Annotated in this window: 22 protein-coding genes; 12 read left to right on the forward strand and 10 right to left on the reverse strand. The window is 69.4% G+C overall.

The genetic code is table 11. The features are described from left to right. Positions 1-43: 43 nt before the first annotated feature. On the forward strand, positions 44-493 hold the full coding sequence (aroQ, locus tag NG1_RS20300; protein ID WP_062973084.1) for a type II 3-dehydroquinate dehydratase: 450 nt from the start codon (positions 44-46) through the stop codon (positions 491-493). Between the two features lie 2 nt (positions 494-495). Here the strand turns inward: aroQ and NG1_RS20305 are convergent, their stop codons facing one another. Continuing rightward, on the reverse strand, positions 496-942 hold the full coding sequence (locus NG1_RS20305) for a nitroreductase family deazaflavin-dependent oxidoreductase (RefSeq protein ID WP_062973086.1): 447 nt from the start codon (positions 940-942) through the stop codon (positions 496-498). Positions 943-1,195: 253 nt separating this feature from the next. Next, complete coding sequence (locus NG1_RS20310; RefSeq protein ID WP_062973088.1) at positions 1,196-2,074, reverse strand: NAD(P)-dependent oxidoreductase; 879 nt, start codon at positions 2,072-2,074, stop codon at positions 1,196-1,198. A gap of 138 nt (positions 2,075-2,212) precedes the next feature. Here NG1_RS20310 and NG1_RS20315 point away from each other — a divergent pair, with 138 nt between their 5' ends. Continuing rightward, positions 2,213-2,569: a winged helix-turn-helix transcriptional regulator gene (locus NG1_RS20315; protein ID WP_040871095.1), complete on the forward strand. Its 357-nt coding sequence runs from the start codon at positions 2,213-2,215 to the stop codon at positions 2,567-2,569. A gap of 196 nt (positions 2,570-2,765) precedes the next feature. On the opposite strand, the gene NG1_RS20320 is transcribed toward NG1_RS20315, so the two are convergent. Then, on the reverse strand, positions 2,766-3,884 hold the full coding sequence (locus tag NG1_RS20320; RefSeq protein ID WP_062973090.1) for a glycerate kinase: 1,119 nt from the start codon (positions 3,882-3,884) through the stop codon (positions 2,766-2,768). A 463-nt stretch (positions 3,885-4,347) separates the two neighbouring features. Continuing rightward, positions 4,348-5,937 carry an alpha/beta hydrolase gene (locus tag NG1_RS20325; RefSeq protein ID WP_062973092.1) on the reverse strand — a complete coding sequence of 530 codons (1,590 nt, stop codon included), beginning with the start codon at positions 5,935-5,937 and terminating at the stop codon, positions 4,348-4,350. A gap of 157 nt (positions 5,938-6,094) precedes the next feature. On the opposite strand from NG1_RS20325, the gene NG1_RS20330 reads away from it, so the two are divergent. After that, complete coding sequence (locus NG1_RS20330; protein WP_040871100.1) at positions 6,095-6,406, forward strand: GNAT family N-acetyltransferase; 312 nt, start codon at positions 6,095-6,097, stop codon at positions 6,404-6,406. Positions 6,407-6,410: 4 nt separating this feature from the next. On the opposite strand, the gene NG1_RS20335 is transcribed toward NG1_RS20330, so the two are convergent. Beyond that, positions 6,411-7,172: a lysophospholipid acyltransferase family protein gene (locus NG1_RS20335; RefSeq protein WP_062973094.1), complete on the reverse strand. Its 762-nt coding sequence runs from the start codon at positions 7,170-7,172 to the stop codon at positions 6,411-6,413. Between the two features lie 136 nt (positions 7,173-7,308). On the opposite strand from NG1_RS20335, the gene NG1_RS20340 reads away from it, so the two are divergent. The 3 genes from NG1_RS20340 (at position 7,309) to NG1_RS20350 (ending at position 9,370) form a co-directional block, all read left to right on the forward strand. Continuing rightward, a complete protein-coding gene (locus NG1_RS20340) occupies positions 7,309-7,953 on the forward strand; it encodes a YqgE/AlgH family protein (RefSeq protein ID WP_084499054.1) in 645 nt (214 codons plus the stop codon). 131 nt (positions 7,954-8,084) lie between these two features. Then, positions 8,085-8,621: a sigma-70 family RNA polymerase sigma factor gene (locus NG1_RS20345; RefSeq protein ID WP_373283938.1), complete on the forward strand. Its 537-nt coding sequence runs from the start codon at positions 8,085-8,087 to the stop codon at positions 8,619-8,621. Continuing rightward, positions 8,618-9,370 carry an anti-sigma factor family protein gene (locus NG1_RS20350; protein WP_062973096.1) on the forward strand — a complete coding sequence of 251 codons (753 nt, stop codon included), beginning with the start codon at positions 8,618-8,620 and terminating at the stop codon, positions 9,368-9,370. Before NG1_RS20345 ends, NG1_RS20350 begins: the two co-directional genes overlap by 4 nt. Before the next feature lie 58 nt (positions 9,371-9,428). On the opposite strand, the gene NG1_RS20355 is transcribed toward NG1_RS20350, so the two are convergent. Next, a complete protein-coding gene (locus NG1_RS20355) occupies positions 9,429-9,959 on the reverse strand; it encodes an EXLDI protein (RefSeq protein ID WP_062973098.1) in 531 nt (176 codons plus the stop codon). A gap of 137 nt (positions 9,960-10,096) precedes the next feature. Between NG1_RS20355 and NG1_RS20360 the strand changes: the two genes are divergently transcribed. From NG1_RS20360 to NG1_RS20375, 4 genes are read left to right on the forward strand one after another with little or no spacing between them, the layout of a single operon-like run. Next, positions 10,097-11,785 carry a thiamine pyrophosphate-binding protein gene (locus tag NG1_RS20360; RefSeq protein WP_062973100.1) on the forward strand — a complete coding sequence of 563 codons (1,689 nt, stop codon included), beginning with the start codon at positions 10,097-10,099 and terminating at the stop codon, positions 11,783-11,785. 58 nt (positions 11,786-11,843) lie between these two features. Next, positions 11,844-12,503, forward strand: coding sequence for a DUF8713 domain-containing protein (locus NG1_RS20365; protein WP_062973102.1), 660 nt, complete (start codon positions 11,844-11,846; stop codon positions 12,501-12,503). Between the two features lie 8 nt (positions 12,504-12,511). After that, on the forward strand, positions 12,512-13,546 hold the full coding sequence (locus tag NG1_RS20370) for a 3-oxoacyl-ACP synthase III family protein (protein WP_062973104.1): 1,035 nt from the start codon (positions 12,512-12,514) through the stop codon (positions 13,544-13,546). Further along, positions 13,543-14,580, forward strand: a complete 1,038-nt coding sequence (locus NG1_RS20375) for an aminotransferase class I/II-fold pyridoxal phosphate-dependent enzyme (RefSeq protein WP_084499055.1) — start codon at positions 13,543-13,545, stop codon at positions 14,578-14,580. The genes NG1_RS20370 and NG1_RS20375 overlap by 4 nt, the downstream gene beginning before the upstream one ends. A 69-nt stretch (positions 14,581-14,649) precedes the next feature. On the opposite strand, the gene NG1_RS20380 is transcribed toward NG1_RS20375, so the two are convergent. Together NG1_RS20380 and NG1_RS20385 are read right to left on the reverse strand one after the other, a co-directional pair. Beyond that, positions 14,650-15,834: an NAD(P)/FAD-dependent oxidoreductase gene (locus tag NG1_RS20380; protein WP_062973106.1), complete on the reverse strand. Its 1,185-nt coding sequence runs from the start codon at positions 15,832-15,834 to the stop codon at positions 14,650-14,652. Between the two features lie 82 nt (positions 15,835-15,916). Next, positions 15,917-16,861, reverse strand: coding sequence for an RNA polymerase sigma-70 factor (locus NG1_RS20385; RefSeq protein ID WP_062973108.1), 945 nt, complete (start codon positions 16,859-16,861; stop codon positions 15,917-15,919). A gap of 157 nt (positions 16,862-17,018) precedes the next feature. Between NG1_RS20385 and NG1_RS20390 the strand changes: the two genes are divergently transcribed. Then, entirely contained in the window at positions 17,019-17,384 is a 366-nt protein-coding gene (locus tag NG1_RS20390; protein WP_062973110.1) for a cupin domain-containing protein, read from the forward strand. 13 nt (positions 17,385-17,397) lie between these two features. Here NG1_RS20390 and NG1_RS20395 read toward each other — a convergent pair whose 3' ends face one another. Beyond that, positions 17,398-17,805: an SdpI family protein gene (locus NG1_RS20395; protein WP_062973112.1), complete on the reverse strand. Its 408-nt coding sequence runs from the start codon at positions 17,803-17,805 to the stop codon at positions 17,398-17,400. Between the two features lie 164 nt (positions 17,806-17,969). On the opposite strand from NG1_RS20395, the gene leuS reads away from it, so the two are divergent. Further along, positions 17,970-20,816, forward strand: a complete 2,847-nt coding sequence (gene leuS, locus NG1_RS20400) for a leucine--tRNA ligase (protein ID WP_062973114.1) — start codon at positions 17,970-17,972, stop codon at positions 20,814-20,816. 270 nt (positions 20,817-21,086) lie between these two features. On the opposite strand, the gene NG1_RS20405 is transcribed toward leuS, so the two are convergent. Next, complete coding sequence (locus NG1_RS20405; protein WP_062973116.1) at positions 21,087-21,776, reverse strand: SDR family oxidoreductase; 690 nt, start codon at positions 21,774-21,776, stop codon at positions 21,087-21,089. Positions 21,777-21,838 lie beyond the last annotated feature (62 nt).

Raw genomic sequence — 21,838 nt, forward strand, 5'->3', positions numbered from 1 at the left:
GTCCGGTCCGAACGGCGTGGTCCGGCGCGGTATCTTGCCGTGCATGGCTGTGACCGCGACGCCGGGCCCGATCCTGGTTCTGAACGGCCCGAACCTCAACATGCTCGGCACCAGGCAACCGGAGGTGTACGGGTCGGCCACGCTCGAGGACGTCGTGGAGTTGTGCAGGCGGACCGCCGCGAGATTCGACCGGGAGATCGTCGCCTTCCAGTCCAACTCCGAAGGCGCCCTCATCGATCGCATCCACCAGGCGCGCGGCGCCGAGTCGGGCATCGTGATCAATCCCGGTGGGCTCACCCACACCTCGGTTTCGCTACGGGACGCGCTGGTGATTCCGGAACTCCCCATCGTCGAGGTGCACATCAGCAATGTGCACGCCCGCGAGGAGTTCCGGCACCACTCCTACATCTCTCCCATCGCGACCGCGGTGGTCGCGGGGATGGGCATCCAGGGTTACGCCGCCGCCATCGAATTCCTGGCCCGTTCGGCCTGAGCTCACCGCAGCTGGAAAACCGGGAACCCGGGAGCGATGGCGGCGAGTTCCTCGTCGGTGGCGTCCTTGGTCACGCCCTCGAAGAACCTGCCGACCTCCCAGCCCCACTTCCGCAGGTAGAGGCGCAGCAGCGGCACCTTGTCGGCATCGGCCACCTCGGTGGCGGTGAACGTCTCCACCTTGCGGCCGAGCCGCAACTCGCCCCCACCCGCCACGCGCAGGTTGCGCACCCACTGCGTGTGCCCGCGCGGCGCGACGAGGAAGCGCTCACCGTCCTCCCGCACCATCAGGTTGACCATCGTGGTGCGCCATTCCCCGCTCTTGCGCCCGCGCACCGCGAGCAGTCGCGACCCCATCACACTGATGCCGAGCTTGGGCAGCAGGTTGGCGAACCGGTTGAAGATCGCGTCGAATCCGGCGGGGCCGAGGTAGCGGGTGCTGAGGTCCATGACTACTCCTTGTTGTGAGCACTGCTCTCTATAGAGAGAAGTGTTCCACGAAGTGTGCTGCAAAGTCAAGAGCACTGCTCTCCGTAGTTCCCCGCCCAACTCGAGGTTCATGATCAACGGCACATGAGCGCGGCATTTCGCGAGTAGCTCCCTCCACCGCGTGCCGCTGATCAGAAACGCCTCGCAGAGCCGATTGGGTCCCCGCATGGCTGGGCGTACGGGAAACGGCTCTGCGAGGCGGGGTGTACGAGGGTCAGGCGTCGCCGCGGAGGAGGGCGTAGGTGGAGATCGGGTTGCCCGCCTGCTCGCTCGCGGCTACGGCCTTGCGCCAGAGCCCCTGGGCGGTGTGCGAGAGGACGGCGTCGATGCCGACTTCCTCACTCGCGTCGATGACGTGCTGTGCGCCCGCGTCCATCATCTTCAGACTGGCCAGGGAGGCCCAGCCGCCGTTCTGGTTGGCGACCGAGAACTCCTCCATGAAGTACGGGAACGCGGCGGCCGAGCGGATCGCGAACGGGACGAACGCGGCGATGTCGTGGCCGGAGCGATCGATCATCGCGGTGGCCTGGTCGAAGGCGAGCAGCCAGGGATGGAAGATGGTCAGGAGTCCCTGGTAGAAGACCTGCGCGAGGCCGTCGTCCGCGCCGAGGTATTCCTGCGGGCTCAATGGGCGCAACAACTCGGCGTGCGCGTCGAACACCTCACGCGGGCCGCTGTAGAAGATGTAGGACGCCGGGTGCGTGATGTTGTCCCCCGCCGACATGACACCCCCGGAGATGAATTCGGCGCCGTGCGAGCGAACCCACTGCGCGCCCTCGCGCGCCTTCTCCGGCGAATCGGAGGACAGGTTCGCGATCACCTTGCCTTTCAGGTGGCCGGTCGCCTGGCCCAGCACGTCGTACATGGCCGCGTAGTGGGTGAGGCTGAGCACGGTGACCTCGTTCGCGTCCAGCGCGTCGGCGACGGTCGCGGCGCGCTTCGCGCCGAGTTCGACCATGGCGTCGACCTTTTCGGGGCTGCGGTTCCACACCGTCACCTCGACGCCCGCGTCCAGGAAGGCCCGGACCATCGCCTGTCCCATCGGCCCGAGGCCGACGACGGAGACGGCGTGGGCGGTGGTCTGCTCGGACATGATGTGTCCCTTCGGTTCTCGTCGGTTACTTGCTTCGGCGCCGGGATTCATGGTCGTTCCCGCAGGTAGAGTCGGGAAGACCGAACGTCGAGGTGCGGTTGCTTACCTCGAGGTCCGAAACGAGGTCAGAGGAGCGCGATGGGCATGAGCAGTGACGCGGATCACGAAGTGTGTGGCATGACGGTCGCGATCGATGTCGTCGGCGGCAAGTGGAAGATGCACCTGATGTGGGTGCTCGGCACCGGCCCGCAGCGCTTCGGCCAGATCCGCAGGCTGCTCGACGGGGTCAGCGAGAAGGTCCTCGCCGAGAACCTGCGGCACCTGGAGTCCAGTGGCGTCGTGCACCGGGAGGTCTATCCCGAGGTCCCGCCGCGGGTCGAGTACTCGCTGACGCCGCTCGGCGAGGAGCTGGCCGTAGCACTGCGTCCGCTCGAGGAGTGGGGCGACCGGCACCGGCACGAGCTGTCCGCGAATCTCCTGGCGTCGGCGAGCTGATCCGACCGAGAAGGGGGCGATCGGTACCGGACGAACTCCCCGCAGACCTTCCGGCGGCGACGAACCGACCAGCCGAAAATGGGGCAAACGGCGCCGGACGAACTCCCCGTAGATCTTCCGGCGGCAGCGAGCCGACCAGCCGAAGATGGGCCGATCGGCACCGGACGAGTCCCCCGTAGACCTTCTGGCGTCCGAGCTAATCCAGCCACTCGGCGGCGATCCGCCCGCCGACGCGTTCGAGCAGTGCCGCCGCGTCCGCCATCGAGCGGTCCGGATCGGGTTCCAGATCGGCGAGCGCATAGCTGGCCGCGAAGCCCGCGGCCCGGATCTCGTCGGGTGCGAGCAGCGTGCGGCCCGCCACGGCGACCACCGGGACGTCCGCCTTACGAGCGGCCGTACATACGCCGACCGGTGCTTTGCCGTGCAAGCTCTGTTGGTCGAGCGATCCCTCACCGGTGACCACGAGGGTGGCGGTGGCGAGTAGGGCGGGAAAATCCAGCAATTCGAGCACGACCTCGATGCCGCTGCGCACCCGCCCGTCCAGCACGGCGAGCGCACCGAAACCGGTACCGCCCGCCGCGCCCGCGCCCGGAAGCCGCGCGTACTCGGGGCCGACGAGTTCGGCCCAGGTGGTGAGCGCCGATTCGAGGACGTCGAGTTCGGCCGGTCCGGCGCCCTTCTGCGGCCCGTAGACCGCACTCGCGCCGGTCGGCCCGAGCAGCGGATTGTCGACGTCGCAGGCCAGCGTGAAGGTCGCACCGGCGACATCGGGGTGCAGGCCGGAGCGGTCCAGCCGTACCGCGTGAACCAAAGACGCTCCGCCGCACGGCAATTCCCGCCCGTCGGCATCCAGGATGCGGACGCCGAGGGCCTGCAACATGCCCGCGCCGCCGTCGGTGGAGGCACTGCCGCCCAGGCCGAGCACGATCTCGGTCGCGCCGTGCTCCATGGCATGCGCCAGGACCACGCCGAGCCCATATGTGCTCGCGCCCAAGGGGTCCGGCCGTCCCCCTGGCAAGCCCGCCAGCCCGACCACGGCGGCCAGTTCGACCACAGCGGTCCTGCCGTACCGGGCATAGGCCGTCCGGCGCGGTACCCCGGTCGGCCCCGGCGCCGTCAACTCCACCCGCGTCCAACCTGCCGCGACGAACGCCTCGACCGTGCCGTCACCCCCGTCGGCGACCGGCACCTGCCGGATCTCGGCATCCGGCGCGCTCCGGTGCAATCCCGCCGCAAGGGCCGCCGCCACCTCCGGCGCGGCCAGCGACCCCTTGAACTTGTCCGGAGCGAGGATCACTCGCGCAGCGGGTGTCATCCCCACATTCTCGGACGCCACCGGATCGGCCGCACCACGACACTTCCGCCCACGAACCCTGAGGGCGCTCATCAGCGTCCAGACCGGCACCCTCATCGACGGATGCGACCCTGACCGGCCACACCGCGGCACCTGCGCGGCACGGCCGGGGGACGACACGCGTCCAGACCGGTACGCCGGACACCACCTGCGGATGCCTGCGGTGCCCTCCGGCGGACAACCCGACCCTCCACATGGCGGCGCCCGGTCGGACTGACCGGCGCGCCGCACACCGATCGCCGCCGCACTCGTCATCCGCCATCCTCGAACACTGCACGACCGGCCACACGACACATCCGCTTCGTGAACGGCCGGGGTGCGGTCACGAGCATCCGGACCCGCACTCCAGATGCCGCTGACGGGGCGGCTGGTTCCGCTGCGGCGTTCGACTTCCTCGGCTCCACGAACCCGCCGTACGGCACGCTCAGCTTGCGGGCAGCGGAGCCTGGTCGGCCCGGGTGATGTCGACCTTCCCGGTGCGCAGGTAGGTGAGCACGGCCTCGTCCACCGCCGGATTGCCGCGACCGAACGTGCCGTGGTCGCCGCCGTCCACGACGACCAGCGTGCCGCCCAGCACCGCCGCCATGGCCGGGCCGCCTTCGTATTTGGTCAGCGCGTCGTGACGGCTCTGCAACACCAGCGGCGGGGTGCGCAGCCCCGCACCGGTGATCGGCACCGGCTTGGTCACGGGTTTCCAGGAACCGCAGGCCATTCCCGAGCGCACCAGATCGGCGCGCGCGTCCATGGCGTTGCCGCCCGAGGCTATGGTGCCTGCCGCGGCGCCGAGCAGTTCCGGCCTGCCTGGCACGGCGTTCTCGTTGCAGGTGATCGCGCTGAACACGAACCGCCCGGTGGGGTCGGTCGAGGTCGCGCCCTCGATGGCCCGCAGGCGCTGCACGTTCGCCGGATCGGCCGCTGCGTCGGCCATCGCGCGGGCGAAGACCGGCCAGAAGGTGCGGGTATAGGTGGCCACGGTGGTCGCGCCGAGCAACGGCACCTGCGCGGAGACGCCGCCGCTGACCAAGGTGCGCAACAGGTTCTGCAGTTTGCCGAGCTGCTCGACGCTGCCGGTGTAGCCGTCCCTGGCGATCTCGGCCAGCGGCTCGGGCAGCGCGCCGGGCAGGTCGCCGACGCTCGCGGGCGGCGGGGTGAGGTTGGCGTACCAGCCGCCGCCCTGGGCCGCCGCCAACCGGACCCAGTTGCGATAGACCTGCAAAGCGGTGTCGCCGAGGTGGTATTCGTCGTCGTGTTCGGCGATCCAGGCGAACAAGTCGTCCAGGCGCTGTTTGCCCGCGACCTGCTGCTGGGCGAACTCCTCGGTCCACACCCAATCCGGGTTGACGTTGGAGTCCAAAACCATCCGTTCCACCCGGTCGCCGAACAGCGCCGCGTACACCGCGCCGAGATAGGTGCCGTAGGACGTGCCCAGGTAACCGATCCGCTCCAGCCCGAGCGCGGCGCGCACGGCGTCGATGTCGCGGGCGGTGTTCTCGGTGGTGATGGCGTCCAGGTAACCGGGCTGCGCCGCGTCACAGGCCTTCTTGATCTCGTCGCGATTGCCGCCGCCGAGCGAGACCTGCCGGCCTTGCTCGTTCTTCGTGCTCGCGCCGCATTCCAGCGGCGTGGCCCAGCGCAGACCGCGCGGCTGGACGGCGATCCGGTCGTAGTGCTCGGCGAGCCCGGCGGGGAATATCTCCACCCGGCGCGCCCAGTAGTCCAGCGCGTCCGCGCCGGGACCGCCGGGGTTGGCGAACAGGACACCTTCGCGCTCGCCCGTGGCGGCGATCCGGCTGACGGTCAGCTCGATCGTGGGCCCATCCGGGTCGGCGTAGTTCATCGGCACGCTGACGACGGCGCACCGCACACCCCGATCGGCGGGCACCGCACCCTCCGGACAACGGCCGAAGGCGATTCCCGGCGCGGCGTCCGCGAGGCCGGTGATGATCGATCCCCCGAGCAGGCCTGCGGCGACCACGGTGGCCGCGACCCGCGAAACCCGCGGTGTCCTCATCATTTTCGTACCTCCCCGAGCCTGCCCGCTCGCGCGCGACGACGGACCCGACCAAGAGCATTCTGCGCAGGCCCGCCGGGACAGACAAGTCGGTGGCGGGATTCCGCCCGGTCGGGCGTGTGATTTATCCGGACACCGGCGCACAGAGTAGCGTCGAGCCATGTCGACCGAGGTCAGCAACAACACCGCACTGGAACGCTTCGAGATCTACGTCGACGGTGCGATCGCCGGCTACGCCGAATACCAGGACACGGCTTCCGAGCGCGCTTTCGTGCACACCGAGATCTACTCGTCCTACGAGGGCCAGGGCTATGCGCGGCTGTTGGTCGAGACCGCGCTGAACAGCACCCGCGACGACAAGCTCGGCGCGCTGCCCATGTGCCGGACGGTCCACCACTTCATCGAGACCCGCCCCGAATACCTCACGATGGTGCCGCACTGGGCGCGCGACCGGCTGAACCTGCCGCAGTAGGCGCTCAGTAGCCCGAGACGGCGGCGTCGAGCGCCTTCTGCAGATCGGTACGCACCAACCGGGCGATGTCACCGGGCCGGGGCGGCAACTCGAGGATGGGGACCCCGAAGTGGAAGCTCGCCCCCTTGGCGTCCTCGTTCGTCGGCCGCACCGCCGGGTCCCGGCGCGGACCGTAGCTCAGTGCCATCGACACCAGCACGGGCTCGACGCCGAGCTTCATCGCCCGGAACGCGATGTGCCCGATACCGCTGCCCACCGCTTGCACGCGGGCCGGGTCCACGTCGTTGCAGGTGCCCTCGGGGAAGACCGCGATGCCGTCGCCGCGGGCCATCCGCTCCGCGCAGACGTCCATCATGCGCTGGCCCGCGGCGTTCACCGCGCGGATGCCGTGGTCCTTGCCGCGGAACACCGGGATGCCGCCCATCATGTCGATCTTGCGCCGCTGATCGGGATCGACGAACAGTTCGTCCTTGGCCAGCACGCGCACCCGGCCGATCACCCGCCGTAGCCCGCTGCGCCACGCGGCCGCGGCCACGGTGTAGGGGTCGCTCTCGGAGAGATGGTTGATCGCGATCAGCAGCGGCCTGTTCTGCCTGATCACCGAGCGGAGCGCGGCGCGCGCGCCGTCCGCGTAGGTGACGCGCGGGTGGTAGCGGCGGCCGAGAACGGCGTAGGCCCCCCATGCCTTCAGGCGGTTCTGGCGATGATCGCGGTAGTAGTCGTACACGGTGTCGCTGTTCTCGAGGCGCACCTCGGGCGGTTCCATGAGCTGGACTCTACGATGTGGCGCCGGTGGCGCGACGGGGCGTCCGCCGTCGGGCCGCCACCCGTTCGGCGAATCCGGGACACAGAAGTCGGCCACAGAAGGCGCATTGTGGGCGAACAGCTGCGATGATGTCGGAGTGGCACGCGCAGAAGACCCGGACGATCGGAAGACCCGCGGCGGGCACGGTGACCGCAGGCGACGCGAGTTCCGGCACGGCGAGCAGGTGGTTCGTGCCGGGACGCTGCTGGTGTCGTCCACCGAACTGGTCGAACCCACTTTCCGGCGCACCGTCGTCTACATCATCGAGCACAACGAGGCGGGCAGCCTCGGCGTGGTGCTCAACCGCCCGAGCGACACGGCCGTGCACGACGTGCTGCCGCGCTGGACCGACGCGGTCGCGGCGCCACGCACGCTGTTCATCGGCGGTCCGGTGAAACGGGACGCCGCGCTGTGCCTGGGCACCGTCCGGGTGGGCGCGCGCATCGAGGGCGTCCCCGGGCTGCGGCGTATCGATGGACGGGTCGTCCTCCTCGACCTGGACGCCGATCCCGAGCGGGTGGCCCCGCTCGTCGAGGGCATCCGGATCTTCGCGGGCTACGCGGGCTGGACCTTCGGGCAGCTCGAGGGCGAGTTGGAGAACGACGACTGGATCGTGGTCTCGGCCCTGCCGTCCGACCCGATCAGCACGGGCCGCGCGGACCTGTGGGCGCACGTGCTGCGCCGTCAGCCGCTCCCGCTGTCCTTGCTCGCGACACACCCGATTGAACTCGAACGCAACTGAGACCGTGTACTCCTCGAAGGGACCGAAGGAGACACGACATGAGACACGACAACTGAACCGGCGAGGCATGGGTGACGCATCGGGTGCGCCCACCGACCGGACCCGCAATTCGAGCGGAGAGGTATCCAGTTGTGCGCAAGGTACGCGGCGAGACGGGCCCGCCAGACGACCAGTCCGAATTGATGCGGGCTCTCTACCAGGAACACGCCGCCCCGCTGTGGCGGTACACGCTCGGCTTGGTTCGGGACCGCGGACGGGCAGAGGACATCGTGCAGGAAACCTTGCTGCGGGCCTGGCAACGGCCGAACGTCTTGGATCAATCCACCACGTCGGCGCGGGCGTGGCTGTTCACCGTGGCGCGCAATCTCGCCGTGGATGAGCACCGCAGCGCCCGCAGCAGGCGCGAGTTCCGCACCGACAACCCACCCGAACGGGCGACCCCCGACCACTCCGATCGTGCGCTGGACGGCTGGCTGGTCGCCGATGCCCTCGGCAAGCTCAGCGCCGACCACCGCGAGGTGATCGTGCGGGCCTACTACCGGGGACTGTCCACACATCAGATCGCCGAGGAACTCGACGTTCCGCCGGGCACGGTGAAGTCCCGGATGCACTACGGTATGCGCGCATTGCGCCTGGCCCTACAGGAGATGGGGGTGACGAATCAATGACGGACATCACCGACGACTTCAGCACGTGGGATGCCCCGTACGTGCTCGGCTCCCTCACCCGCGAAGAGCGCCTGCAGTACGAGAGCCACCTCGCCGCCTGCCCCGACTGCCGGGGCGCCGTGGCCGAACTCGCGGGCCTACCGGGCATGCTCGCCCTCGTGGAGACCGACATCGCGCTCGCGATGATCGAGCCGCCCGCGCGAACCGGCGAGTCCGCGGCGGTGCCACCTCCCCCGCCCATGCCGACACTGCCGACACTCCCACCGCCACCCCGGCTCGCCGACGCGGCCGAGCGGCGCCGCCGCCGCAGCGGGTGGACGTCGGTCGGCATCGCGGTGGCCTCCGCCGCGGCCGCGGTGGCGATCGCCGTCCCGATCGCGATCTCGGTATCCGGATCGAACGACTCGCAGGAGCCGGGCACCAGCGAGCAGGCGTTCGTCGAACGCCAGATGACTCCGCTGGAGCCGACGCCGGTCTCGGCGAGCTTCAAGCTCGTCCCGGCGGGCGACGGGACACGCGTGGTGATGTCCTGCAGCTATCCACCGGGCGAGCAGCTGCGCTACAGCGCCAATCTCGCGCTGTACGTCACCAGCATCGGCGGCCAGCAGCAGAAACTCGACGAGTGGCCCGCGGGCCCCGGCACCGAGCTGACCATCGACCGGACCATCGAGGGTGCGCCCGATCAGGTCCGCTCGGTGGAGATCCGCGCGGCGAACACCGGGAGAGTGCTGCTCACCGGCACGGTCTGATCGATCGGACGATCCCCTGCGGGGTACTGCCCCGCGGGGGATCGCGGATCGGTGGCGGCTAGATGTCCAGGTCCTCGATCTTCGGCCCCCCGGCCACGTCCGCAACCCGCCGGTAGAGCTTGTCGGGCAGCTGCCCCTTCAACTCGTCCAGGGAATCCACCACGACGAAGACGAAATCGCCCCAGTCCTGTTGCCCGACGCCGAGCAGGCGGCGCCAGCTCTTCGGGTCCCGCCAGTCCTTGAGCCAGTTCGCGCCCGCGTCGACGGGATATTCGTCCCAGTTCGAATACTGGGCGTGCATCACGTACTTGCCCTTGCGGCTGCGATACACCTGGATGTGCTCGATCCGCGTATCGTTGACCTCGTGCCACTCCCCCAGCAGAGTGCCGGAGAAGCGGACTTGGCGCACACCGTCGCGGCCGACCTTGACCACGATCTCGTCGTAGCCCTCCAGCCGACCCTCCTCGAGTTCGATGAACCGGCGCAACGCCGTGACCACCGCACCCGAGAGGTTGCCGCCGACCAACTCTTGCGCGCGCTGGAACAGCGGAAGGTCGTCATCGGCAACGTAGATCGTCTTGTTGGGCATACTCCGACTATACGTAGATGTATACGTACACGCAAGGTGTCACTCACCTTCCCATGAAGCAGCGTTGAACCGTTCGGCGGTCCGGCCCGTATCACTCCTGTACGCAGTCGATTCATCGTCAGCGGAAAGGAGCGCCGATGCGGACTCGGGTCGTGGACCATCTGGTGCGAGCGGTGTGGGCGTCGGGTGTTCGGCACATCTTCGGGGTGGACGGCGCCAACATCGAGGACCTGTACGACGCGATCTTCGACGCGCCGGAGTACGTCACGGGGGTGGTCGCCAAACACGAGTTCTCCGCGGCCACCATGGCCGACGGGTACGCCCGCAGCACGGGCGGATTCGGCGTCGTCGCGGCGACCTCCGGCGGCGGCGCGATGAACCTCGTCGCCGGCCTCGCCGAATCGTTCGCGTCGCGGGTGCCGGTACTCGCACTGGTCGGCCAGCCGCCGACCACCCTGGAAGGCAACGGCGCGTTCCAGGACACCAGCGGACGCGCCGGGACCATCGACGCGGTCCGCCTCTTCGGCGCGGTCAGCACCTATTGCGCACGGGTGGAATCGGCCGCGGATGTGCCGGACCAGCTGGACCGGGCGATGCGAGCCGCCCGGCACGGTGGTCCTGCGGTACTGCTGCTGCCCAAAGACGTGCAGCAGGCCGAGCTGGGCAACGTCGCCCCGTTTCGGCCGAGCCCGCGGACGCACCGGGCCGACCACGCCGGAATCGCTCGCGTGCGCGCCGCGCTCACCACGGCCCGGCACACCGGCAAGATCGTGATCATCGCGGGTGATCAGGTCGCGCGCGACGACGCGCGCGCCGAGTTGGCCCGCTTGGCCACAGCGCTGGAGGCCGCGGTGGGCGTCGCGCCCGACGCGAAGGACACCTTCGACAACACCGATCCCGCCTTCCGCGGTGTGGCGGGCAGCATGGGTCACCCCGAGCTGACGGCGGCCATTCGCTCCTCGGCCCTGTGCCTGCTGGTCGGCACCCGGTTGCCGGTGCCCGCCCGCGCCGGCTCGGAGACCGCGCTCGCCGAACGCGCGGTCGCGAGCATCGGCGTGGCGCCGCCGTACCTGCCCGCCATCCACGCGACCAGTACCGATCTGGCGCGAACGCTCGCCGAACTCGCCGACGAACTGGACGACGGCAGTACCGGATCCGAACGCGTGCTCGCGGCGCAACCGCTGACTTCCCTGCGCGTGCCCGCCTCCTCCGGTCCCGGTCTGCGCTACCGGGATGTGGTCGAGACGATCGACGCCGCCTTGCCCGAAGGCACCGACGTGTTCGCCGACGCGGGGAACACCGGGGCGGCCGTCGTGCACCATCTGCGGGTCCCACGGGGCGGCCGGTTCGTGGTCGCCCTCGGCATGGGCGGGATGGGTTACGCGTTCGGGGCGGGCATCGGGTCCGCGTTCGCGCGGTGCGCGCGAGCGGATGGCGTGCGGCGGACGGTGGTCATCGCCGGTGACGGCTCGTTCTACATGCACGGTATGGAGCTGCACACCGCGATCGAGCACGCGCTGCCGGTCACCTTCGTCGTGCTGAACAACAACGCGCACGCCATGTGCGTGACCAGGGAGCAGCTGTACTACCGGGGCCTCTACAGCTTCAACCGATTTCGTCCGGCCTACCTGGGCGCGGGTGTCGCCGCGATGTTCCCCGAGCTGCCCGCGTTCTCGGTGCACACCGTCGGCGATCTCGCCGCAGCGCTGCGACGCTGCCTGGAAACCGAAGGTCCCTCATTCCTTTCGATCGAATGCGACCCCGATGAGATCCCCCCGTTCCTGCCCTTCCTGACCACCGTCGAGCAATCCGGGAAGGCCCGATGACCCACACTCGCCCAACCCGTGCGGACGCCGTGCCTGCGCCCGCCGAGAGGAGCACCCCGTGACCGCGACTTCCTTGCCCGCCCTCAGCGACATCCCGGAGGAGGATCTGCCGAATGTGCTCCGCGTCGAGAAGTTCGACAAGGACGCCGCCACTCCGCTCATCATGGACATGCTGCGATCGGTGTACCCCCACGACCAGATCTACGGCGAATACTGCCCGGTGCAGGGCTATATCGCCGCACCGCCGCGAGAGGTGTACGAATACCTCGCCGACACCAGGTCACTGGAGGAGTGGACCTACAGCATGCGCGGGTTCACCGAGACCGACGAACCCGGACTGTGGCTGGCCTATGACCGGCTGGGCGCCGACACCAAGATCTTCACTCGTACCGTCGCGAACCCCGACGCCATGACCGTCGACTACCACTGCGCCTGGGACCAGTCACGGCACCTGTGGATGATCTACCTGATGCGCGTGGTCGACGCGCGAGTGGTGTTCGACAAGCCGGGTTCGGTTGTCCTGTGGGTGAATTGCAAGCACCCGTTCTACGACGAGAACCCCTACCCGGAGACCGCGCCGCCGAAGCGGGAGGTGTGGGTCGGCGATTTCTGGGAGCTGTTCTCGGCGGGTCATCAGCTGGAGATGGACAACCTCAAGGCCATCTGCGAGTACCGGGCCACCCACGGCCTGCCCATCAAGCCCGACTGGATGAAGTGAGACGCGTTATGCACCAGAACACCTCCGGCCTACCCCCGGTCAGCCTCGTCGACGTGTCCTCGTATCTACCCGGCGAACCGGTCGGCACCGAATACTTCACCCAGTTCGCCCGCTCGGACCGGATGGCCAAGAACGTCATGTTCCGCGCGCCAAAGGGCCGCCACCACATAGCGCGCGACGAGACCGCGGTGGACATGGTCGAGCGCGCCGTCGCACCGCTGATCGAACGCAACGGCGCCGACGCGATCGCCGAGGTCGACGTCCTGCTCACACACACCCAGCTGCCGGACAATCCGGTGCTCGGCAGCGGCCCCGAGGTGGCCCGGCGGCTCGGCATCCGTCCTTCGTACGTCTACGACCTGCACAACGGCGGGTGCGCGGCGTTCGTGCACATGATGGCGATGGCCCGCATGATCCTGCAAACCACCTCCGCGCGCACCGCGCTGATCGCGGCGAGCCAGAACTGCGCGGGACCGGTGTTCACCCAGACCGAGATCCGTAAGCTGGCCCAGGCTCCGGTGCCCGGTGACGGCTGCGGAGTGGGGCTGCTGCGCAAGGACGACAGCGCTCCGATCCTCGACATCGAATGCCGCACCTATCCCGAATTCGCGGGAGACATGGAGTTCTCCACCAACGGTGAGCGCAAGTACTGGGAGCCGGGCGAGGGACAGGGGTGCGTCAGCTTCACCGAGTCCAAGGTCACCAAGGTGTTCGCCAGGGGCAACCGGCTGGTTCCGGAAGTCGCCCTCGCGGTGTGCGGTCGGCTCGGCGTGCGCGGACGCGACGTCGACACCTTCGTCACCAATCAGCCGAACCGGCTGTTCCTGCGCAACTGGCACGACGCGCTGGAGCTTCCGGCGCAGCGGCATCCCGACACCTTCGACTCCTGCGGAAATCTGTTCGCCGCCGGTATCCCGGTGACCCTGGATGTGGAGAACCGGGCGGGACGGCTGGCCAACGGCTCGCTGGTCCTGATGGCGGGGTTCGCGCACGCGGGCGACTTCGCCGGCGCGGCCGCCGTCCGCTGGGGAGCCGCGCGATGAGCGTGCGCGTCGCCGACGGCACCCGGCCCTCCCGCAGGCACCCGGCGCCCCGGGTGCCGCCCCGTTTCGACCTCACCCTGAGCGAGAACCCGTTCCCGCCGCTGCCTTCGGTGCTGCGGGCGGTGCACATGACGCTGGCACAGGCCAACCGATACCCGGAGTTCCTGCCGCATCGGCTGCCGTCGCTGATCGCCCGGCATGTCGACGTGCGGGCGGATCAGGTGGTGGTCGGCTCGGGGGCGACGGGGGTGGCCCTACAGATCCTGCAGGCGCTGACCACACCGGGCACGGAGATCGTCTACAGCGCGCCGACTTTCGACGGGTATCCGATCATGGCCGAGATGACCGGCCTGGACGCCGTGCCGGTGCCGCTGGACGCGACGGGGAACCAGGATCTGCGGGCGATGCGCCGCGCCATCGACCGGCGCACCGCACTTGTCGTGGTGTGCCGTCCGCACAATCCCACCGGCACGGTGATCCCGGCGGACGAGCTGAAGGCGTTTCTGTCCGACGTGCCCGCCCGGGTTCCGGTGATTCTCGATGAGGCGTACGTCGAATTCCTCGGCGCGGCCGAGTACGTCGACCCGCTGGCACTGCTCGCGAAGCACCCCAACCTGCTCGTCCTGCGGACCTTCTCGAAGGCGTACGGATTGGCCGGGCTGCGAATCGGTTACGCCTTCGGCAACACCGGACTGATCGCGCGGGTGGGCAAGTTGCAACTGCCCTTCGGGCTGAGCGCGGCGGCGGTGGCCGCGGTCGCCGCCTCCTACGCCGCCGAACCCGAACTCGCCGCACGAACCCTCCGCATCACCGAGGAACGAGACGCACTCCGTGCCGCACTGGTGGCTCGCGGATTCGCGATACCGGAGAGCCGCGCCAACTTCCTGTTCGTCCCCGGTCCCGGCACCGTCACCGCCCTCCGTCGCGCGGGGATCGCCGCGAAGCCTTATCCGGACGGCAGCGCTCGGATCGCAGTCGGCGATCCCTCCGCCGATCATGCTGTTCTGGAAGCGCTTCTGCCGCACACTTCGTAACCGCCGAGACGAAAGAGGGCGGGCCGTGTCGGATCGTCCCGTCCGACACGGCCCGTACCGAGCGCGCCGTCACGCGGTGAGGGCGCGAATCGGCTCGGTGGCGGTGATGTGACGACGGCGAGACGGGAGCATCGATGTCGGGTGCGAGACGCTCCACGCCGCGCTCTTGCAGATGAACTCCTTGACTCGCGCGGCCGCCCGGCCGGTGACGGCTGAGGGCTTGGGCTGATCGTCGGGCGTGACCCACTGGACGACGGCATCGCGGCGGCCGAGGCTGATGCACTGGGCGGTGTAGCCGATCGCATTGCCGGGGATCTTTCGGCCGGTCAGACGTGCGGCGATAGCGTCGGCGGCGTGATAGGCCGAAGGGACACCCGAGGCACAGGACATGCGCAGCGGCTCGCCGTTCGCCCCGGGGGCGAGCGCGGCGTCACCGACGGCGTAGACGTCGGGGTGCGAGACCGACCGCATCGTGTCGTCGACGACGATCTGTCCCGTCGCCGACACCCGCAGGGTGGTGGCCGCGGCGATCGGGTGCACGGCGAAACCGGCTGTCCACAGCGTCATTCGGGCCGGGATCGTGCGGCCGTCGATGGTGACGGCGCCGGTCGGCTCGACGCGGGCGATGTCGGTGTGCTCGTGCACGGTGATGCCGAGCCGGTCGAACGCCTTGCGCAGATGCTGTTGGGCCTTCGCGCTCAGCCAGTCGCCGAGGCCGCCGCGAGCGACGAGGGCGACCTCGAGATCCGGTCGAGCCTCGGCGACTTCGGTGGCGGCTTCGATGCCGGTGAGGCCGGCGCCGACGACCAGCACGGTCGCACCCGCGCCCAAGCCGGCCAGACGCTCGCGCACCCGCAGCGCGGACTGCTTGCCCGCGATGTCGTGGGCGTGCTCGGCCACACCGGGCACACCGCAGTCGGCGGCGGCGCTGCCGAGGGCGTAAACGAGCGTGTCGTAGGTGATCTCACGGCGGCCATCGGCGGCATCGATGTCGACCACTTTTCGGTCGACATCGATCGCGGTCACCCGCGCGGGCACCACCCGCACGCCCGTGCCGGCGAAGACATCGGCCAGCGCGCGGGTCTTCAGCTCCTGACCTGCGGCCAGCTGGTGCATGCGGACCCGCTCGACGAACTCCGGATCGGCGTTGACGAGATCGATCTCGACATCGGCGGGATGCAGCCGCTTGGCCAGACGACCAGCGGCGTTGGCTCCGGCGTATCCCGCGCCGAGAACGACGATGCGATGCTTCATGGTCTCACTCCTGTCTGGGTGGGGTTCGCTTCCTGAACCGGATAGCGACGCGAAACCTGACAGACGTGGACTGTGATCTAGGTCACCACCCCACGAGGAGGGGGTCGGCGTGCTCGGATGCGGCCCAGTGGCGTGTGAGCCGTTCGAGCTTGTCCGGGTTGGCTTGCGTGTGGACGGCCGCGATGCCGTCTGTGGTCACCTCCAGGGTGATGACGGTGACGATCCGATCGCCGACCACGATCACCAGGCCGGGCACGCCATTGAGCACGGCGGCGAACAGGTCGGCACGACCGCCGATCATCGCCCACTTCTCCGGGGTGGGCTCGAACAAACGGCGCAGGAACCGCGCCACCCGCAGCGCGCCGGTGATCGGATGCGGCAGAGAAATCATCACGCCACCGCCGTCGCCCGCGCTGACCGCGTCGTCAGCCAACAGCCGCACCAGCGAGTCGGTGTTGCCGCTGAGCGCCGCGGCCAGGAATTCCTCGACGACCTTGCGGGCGGTGGCCTCATCGGTTTCCACCCGGGTCCGGTCGCCGGCCACGTGTTGTTTGGCGCGCCGATAGATCTGATAGCAGTTGGACTCGGTTAGATCGAGGATTTCGGCGATCTCGCTGTGCGCGTAACCGAATGCCTCGCGGAGCACATACACCACGCGCTCCTTGGCCGACAGCCGTTCCATCAGGGTGAGCATCGCGATCGACACCGATTCGCGCTGCTCGACGGTCTCGGCCGGGCCGAGCATACGGTCCCCGGCAAAGATCGGCTCGGGCAGCCACTGGCCTACATATGCCTCTCGCCGTACCCGTGCCGAAGCGAGCTGGTTGAGGCAGATATTGGTGAGCACCTTGGTCAGCCACGCCTCGGGCGTCTCGACGAACGCGCGGTCGGCGGCGTGCCAGCGCATGAACGTATCCTGCACCGCGTCCTCGGCATCGCTCGCCGAACCCAGCAGGCGATACGCGATCGCCTCCAGTCGCGGCCGGCAGTTCTCGAATAACTCGACCTCAGGCGCACCGACCGACATGGCTCGAAACTAACCGCCGCCGCCCGCTTCCGCCAGCCGCTAGACCCAGAACAGATCAGTAGCGGACATCGATGAGCCACCCAGCCGGTACAGGCGATGTCCGGGCGGGCGTCCCGGGAGGCTTGGAGTAGTCGAGCGGAAGTGATTCGATCGAGGAATGTGGCGCGCATTCGAGACCAACGCGGCGCCTGCGCACGGGACCGCCAGTCGGGTCCTTTTCCGGTTCGCCGTGGGACGACGGGCGTTCATCCTGCGCCAGACGATCATCGAACCCGGCGGCTCCAGCGGGTGGCACTATCACGACGGGACGCTGTTCGTCCTCGTGGCGCGGGGGACGCTCGATCACCCGGGGGCGGACTGCGCGCCGGTCACCTATCGCCGGTGGCGAGTCTTCCGCGAACCGAGCGGGCCGCGCTACCCGCACGTCGCCCGCAATATCGGAACCGCGCCGGTGCTGCTGTGCGTGCTCTACGTCACTCCGGTCGGCAGCCCGCTGTCGCGCAGCGTGGCGCCGCCGAAGTGAAGCGCGGTTGCCCTCAGCTCGCGGGCTGGCAAGCGTCGCGGAGTGAGCACGCGCCGCAGGAGCTGCCGCAACCGCCGGTCTCGGGGGGCGGAGCGATGGCGTCGGCGGCCTGTGCGGCGGCATTCGCGCCCGCGCCGAGGGTGAACAGCGCGACCACGGCGGTGCAGGCCGCGACCACCAGCGCGACGAAGCCGCCGGCGAACAGCGCGACGAGACCACCGGCGAACAGCAGCGCCCCGGCCGCGATCGAGGTGGGCGCGGCGACCCGGTTGGCGACGCGGAACGTCTCGCCGGTGGACAACGCGGCCTCGGTGTGCACCCCGAAGAAACGATTGCGGGGCAACCGGCCGGTCAGCCCGAGTGCGCCGGTGGTGACGGCTACGACAGCCAGCGCGAACAGGACGAGAGCGACGACGAACACCCATGCAGGCTAGCGCATCGGTGCCGCCCCGCCGATGACGGGCGGTGCGACCGGGAACACGTCGGCAAAGTCCAGGCCAGCCCGATTTTCGGTCCAGCGGAGGTGACGTTCTACCCTGATAGACGAAGTTTGTCGGGGATCGGCGACCACAAGAAGGCAGGACCGTGCAAGACACACGCGCAACCGAAAGCGATGTACCAGAGCATCGGTACAACGCGGAGCTTGCCGGCCGCATCGAACGCCGGTGGCAGCGGACGTGGGACGAACGCGGAACCTTCCACGCGCCGAACCCGGTGGGGCCGCTGGCGGGCCCGACGCCGCCGGACAAGCTGTTCGTGCAGGACATGTTCCCCTACCCCTCGGGCGCGGGGCTGCACGTCGGACATCCGCTGGGTTATATCGCCACCGATGTCTTCGCCCGCTACCACCGCATGCACGGCCGCAACGTGCTGCACGCCCTCGGCTACGACGCGTTCGGCCTGCCCGCCGAGCAGTACGCGGTGCAGACCGGCGCGCACCCGCGCGACACCACCGAGTCGAACATCGCCACGATGCAGCGCCAGCTGGACCGGCTGGGGCTCGGCCACGACCGCCGGCGCTCGTTCGCGACCACCGACCCGGAGTACTACCGCTGGACCCAGTGGATCTTCCTGCGCATCTACAACGCGTGGTACGACCAGGAGGCCGATCGCGCCCGCCCGATCGCCGAACTGGAGGCACAGTTCGCCTCCGGTGCACGGGCGGTCCCGGACGGGAAGGACTGGGCCGCGCTGAGTCCCGCGGAACGCGGCGCGCTGCTGGACTCCTACCGCTTGGTCTACCAGACGGATTCGATGGTCAACTGGTGCCCGGGTCTGGGCACCGTGCTGTCCAACGAAGAGGTCACCGCCGAAGGCCGCAGTGAGCGCGGGAACTTCCCGGTGTTCCGGAAGCGGCTGTGGCAGTGGATGATGCGCATCACCGCCTACGCCGACCGGCTGGTCGACGACCTCGACCGGCTGGACTGGCCGGAGAACGTCAAGGCCATGCAGCGCAACTGGATCGGGCGTTCGCGCGGCGCGCAGGTGAGGTTCGACGCCGACGGCGAGCAGATCGAGGTTTTCACCACCCGGCCCGACACCCTGTTCGGCGCGACGTACGTGGTGCTGGCGCCCGAACACGAGCTGGTGGACAAGCTGACCGCGGCCGCGTGGCCCGCAGACGTCGATTCCCGCTGGACCAACGGCGGCGCCGCGTCCCCGGCGGACGCCGTCGCGGCCTACCGCGAGTCGATCGCGGCCAAATCGGATCTGGAGCGTCAGGAGAACAAGGAGAAGACCGGCGTCTTCCTGGGCAACTACGCCGTCAACCCGGTGAACGGCGCACCCGTGCCGATCTTCATCGCCGACTACGTGCTCAGCGGATACGGCACCGGCGCGATCATGGCGGTACCCGGGCACGACCAGCGCGACTGGGATTTCGCCACCGCGCTCGGGTTGCCGATCAAAGAGGTCATCTCCGGCGGCGACATCACCGTCTCGGCCCACTCCGGTGAGGGCGAGCTGGTGAATTCCGGCTACCTGGACGGGCTGTCGGTCGAAGACGCCAAGGCCACGGTGATCGCCCGGCTGGAGTCCGACGGCCACGGCACCGGCACCATCCAGTACAAGTTGCGCGACTGGCTGTTCGCCCGGCAGCGCTACTGGGGCGAGCCGTTCCCGATCGTCTACGACGAGCAAGGCGCACCGCACGCGCTGCCGGAATCCATGCTGCCGGTGAGGCTGCCGGAGCTCGACGACTTCGCGCCGGTGACCTTCGACCCGGACGACGCGACGTCCGAACCGTCGCCGCCGCTTGCGAAGGCCACCGACTGGGTGCATGTCGAACTGGACCTGGGCGATGGGCCCAGGAAATACCGCCGCGACACCAACGTCATGCCGAACTGGGCGGGCAGCTCGTGGTATCAGCTGCGCTACGCCGATCCGACGAACACCGAGGCGTTCTGCGCCAAGGAGAACGAGGCGTACTGGCTGGGCCCGCGCGCCGAGGTCGGCGGGCTGAGCGATCCGGGCGGCGTGGACCTGTACGTCGGCGGCGTCGAGCACGCGGTGCTGCACCTGCTGTACGCGCGGTTCTGGCAGAAGGTGCTGTTCGACCTGGGCGATGTCAGCAGCTCGGAGCCGTACCGGCGACTGTTCAACCAGGGCTACATCCAGGCGCACGCCTACACCGACGAGCGCGGCGCGTACGTGCCCGCCGCCGAGGTGGTCGAACGCGACGGCCGGTTCTTCTGGACCGACGCCACCGGCACCGAGATCAGGGTGTTCCAGGAGTACGGCAAGATCGGCAAGTCGCTGAAGAACGCCATCTCCCCGGACGAGATGTGCGATCTGTACGGCGCCGACACCTTCCGCTTCTACGAGATGGCCATGGGTCCGCTGGACACCTCCCGGCCGTGGGCCACCAAAGACGTCGTCGGCGCGCACCGGTTCCTGCAACGGGCCTGGCGCCTGGTGGTGAACGAGGAGTCCGGCGCGCTGCGGGTCACCGACGCCGAGCCGACCGGCGAGACGCTGCGCCTGCTGCACAAGACGATCGCGGGCGTGGACGAGGATTTCGCCGCGCTGCGCGACAACACGGCGGGCGCCAAGCTGATCGAGCTGACCAACCACCTGACCAAGAGCTACCCGGACGGCGCGCCGCGCTCGGTGGTGGAGCCGCTGGTGCTGATGCTGGCGCCGCTGGCCCCGCACGTCGCCGAGGAGCTGTGGGAGCGCCTGGGCCACACCACGTCCCTGGCGCACGGCCCGTTCCCGGTCGCCGATCCCGCCCTGCTGGTCGAGGAGTCGGTGGAGTACCCGATTCAGGTGAACGGCAAGGTGCGCAGCCGGATTCAGGTGGCGGCCGACGCGGACAACGCGGCGATCGAGGCGGCCGCGCTGGCCGACGAGAAGATCGCCCAGCTGCTCGACGGCGCGGCGCCGCGCAAGCTGATCGTGGTGCCCGGACGGTTGGTGAACATCGTCGCCTGACGCTGGTCAGCGCGGCCGGGGCAGCACCTCGTCGAGGGTCGCGCTCGATGACGACGTCGACCCGCTGCCCGTAGCACTGCGGGACGGCGGGCGAGCCTGGGCCACGGCGTGCCCGAGCAGGCCCTCGACGACGAGGACGTCATCGCCGTCCTGCTGCCCGACGACCTGGTGCTGCCCCGCGGTTGCGCGGCGGCGTGCCGGATGACGATCGTCTGCGACTGGATATACGCCGGCCGCGGCTGTGCCGGAGCGCCGCCGAGGCGCCGTCGATCAGTAGGGCCGGAGCACGACCTCGGTCGGGTGCGCGTCGCGCGGAGTGTCGATGGCGGAACGCACCGTGTATGCCACCGTCTCGGGGGTGAGGAAATCCTCGGCGCGGTACTCGCGCCCCTCGCCCGCGATGATCTCTCGCTGCATGTCGGTGTCGATGCGCCCCGGGTGGATCGAGGTCACCCGCAGTTCCGGCTCCTCCTGCCGCAACGCGTCACCGAAAGCGCGCAGGCCGAACTTGCTCGCCGCGTAGGAGGCCCAGCCCGGGTTGGCGCGCAGCCCCGCACCCGAGTTGATCAGCACCACGTGCCCATTGCCCGCCCGCAGCGCGGGCAGCAGCAGCCGGGTGAGCTCGGCGACGGCGATGAGGTTGGCCTCCAACGTGTTCCGCCACTGTTCGACGGTGGACCCGGCGATCGTGCCGAGATCGGCGATGCCCGCGTTGTGCACCAATACGTCCAGGCTCCGGATCGGCGCGACCGCTTCGGCGAGGGCGGCGTAGTCGGTCAACTCGACCGGCCAGCCCTGCGCGGCGGGCAGCTCCGCCAGGATGCCGCGCAGCGAATCCGCCGATCGGGCGCCCAGCAGCAGGTCGTGCGTGGGTGCGAGTTCGCGGGCGATCGCGGCGCCCAGGCCACGGCTGGCGCCGGTGATCAACGCGGTCGGTTTCGCGGGCGCGGCGGAAGTCATGGGCCCCACCGTAACCGGCCGGGTGAAGAAGGCGTAGAAACGCGTAGCACTGGACGAACGAC

Origin of the sequence: Nocardia gamkensis NBRC 108242, from assembly GCF_001612985.1 — a bacterium.
GTDB lineage: Bacteria > Actinomycetota > Actinomycetes > Mycobacteriales > Mycobacteriaceae > Nocardia > Nocardia gamkensis.

Excerpts from the sequence above, each read along its gene's own strand:
- aroQ (WP_062973084.1), top strand. The coding sequence starts at position 44 with ATGGCTGTGACCGCGACGCCGGGCCCGATCCTGGTTCTGAACGGCCCG.
- NG1_RS20305 (WP_062973086.1), bottom strand. The coding sequence starts at position 942 with ATGGACCTCAGCACCCGCTACCTCGGCCCCGCCGGATTCGACGCGATC.
- NG1_RS20310 (WP_062973088.1), bottom strand. The coding sequence starts at position 2,074 with ATGTCCGAGCAGACCACCGCCCACGCCGTCTCCGTCGTCGGCCTCGGG.
- NG1_RS20315 (WP_040871095.1), top strand. The coding sequence starts at position 2,213 with ATGGGCATGAGCAGTGACGCGGATCACGAAGTGTGTGGCATGACGGTC.
- NG1_RS20320 (WP_062973090.1), bottom strand. The coding sequence starts at position 3,884 with ATGACACCCGCTGCGCGAGTGATCCTCGCTCCGGACAAGTTCAAGGGG.
- NG1_RS20325 (WP_062973092.1), bottom strand. The coding sequence starts at position 5,937 with ATGATGAGGACACCGCGGGTTTCGCGGGTCGCGGCCACCGTGGTCGCC.
- NG1_RS20330 (WP_040871100.1), top strand. The coding sequence starts at position 6,095 with ATGTCGACCGAGGTCAGCAACAACACCGCACTGGAACGCTTCGAGATC.
- NG1_RS20335 (WP_062973094.1), bottom strand. The coding sequence starts at position 7,172 with ATGGAACCGCCCGAGGTGCGCCTCGAGAACAGCGACACCGTGTACGAC.
- NG1_RS20350 (WP_062973096.1), top strand. The coding sequence starts at position 8,618 with ATGACGGACATCACCGACGACTTCAGCACGTGGGATGCCCCGTACGTG.
- NG1_RS20355 (WP_062973098.1), bottom strand. The coding sequence starts at position 9,959 with ATGCCCAACAAGACGATCTACGTTGCCGATGACGACCTTCCGCTGTTC.
- NG1_RS20360 (WP_062973100.1), top strand. The coding sequence starts at position 10,097 with ATGCGGACTCGGGTCGTGGACCATCTGGTGCGAGCGGTGTGGGCGTCG.
- NG1_RS20370 (WP_062973104.1), top strand. The coding sequence starts at position 12,512 with ATGCACCAGAACACCTCCGGCCTACCCCCGGTCAGCCTCGTCGACGTG.
- NG1_RS20375 (WP_084499055.1), top strand. The coding sequence starts at position 13,543 with ATGAGCGTGCGCGTCGCCGACGGCACCCGGCCCTCCCGCAGGCACCCG.
- NG1_RS20380 (WP_062973106.1), bottom strand. The coding sequence starts at position 15,834 with ATGAAGCATCGCATCGTCGTTCTCGGCGCGGGATACGCCGGAGCCAAC.
- NG1_RS20385 (WP_062973108.1), bottom strand. The coding sequence starts at position 16,861 with ATGTCGGTCGGTGCGCCTGAGGTCGAGTTATTCGAGAACTGCCGGCCG.
- NG1_RS20390 (WP_062973110.1), top strand. The coding sequence starts at position 17,019 with ATGTGGCGCGCATTCGAGACCAACGCGGCGCCTGCGCACGGGACCGCC.
- NG1_RS20405 (WP_062973116.1), bottom strand. The coding sequence starts at position 21,776 with ATGACTTCCGCCGCGCCCGCGAAACCGACCGCGTTGATCACCGGCGCC.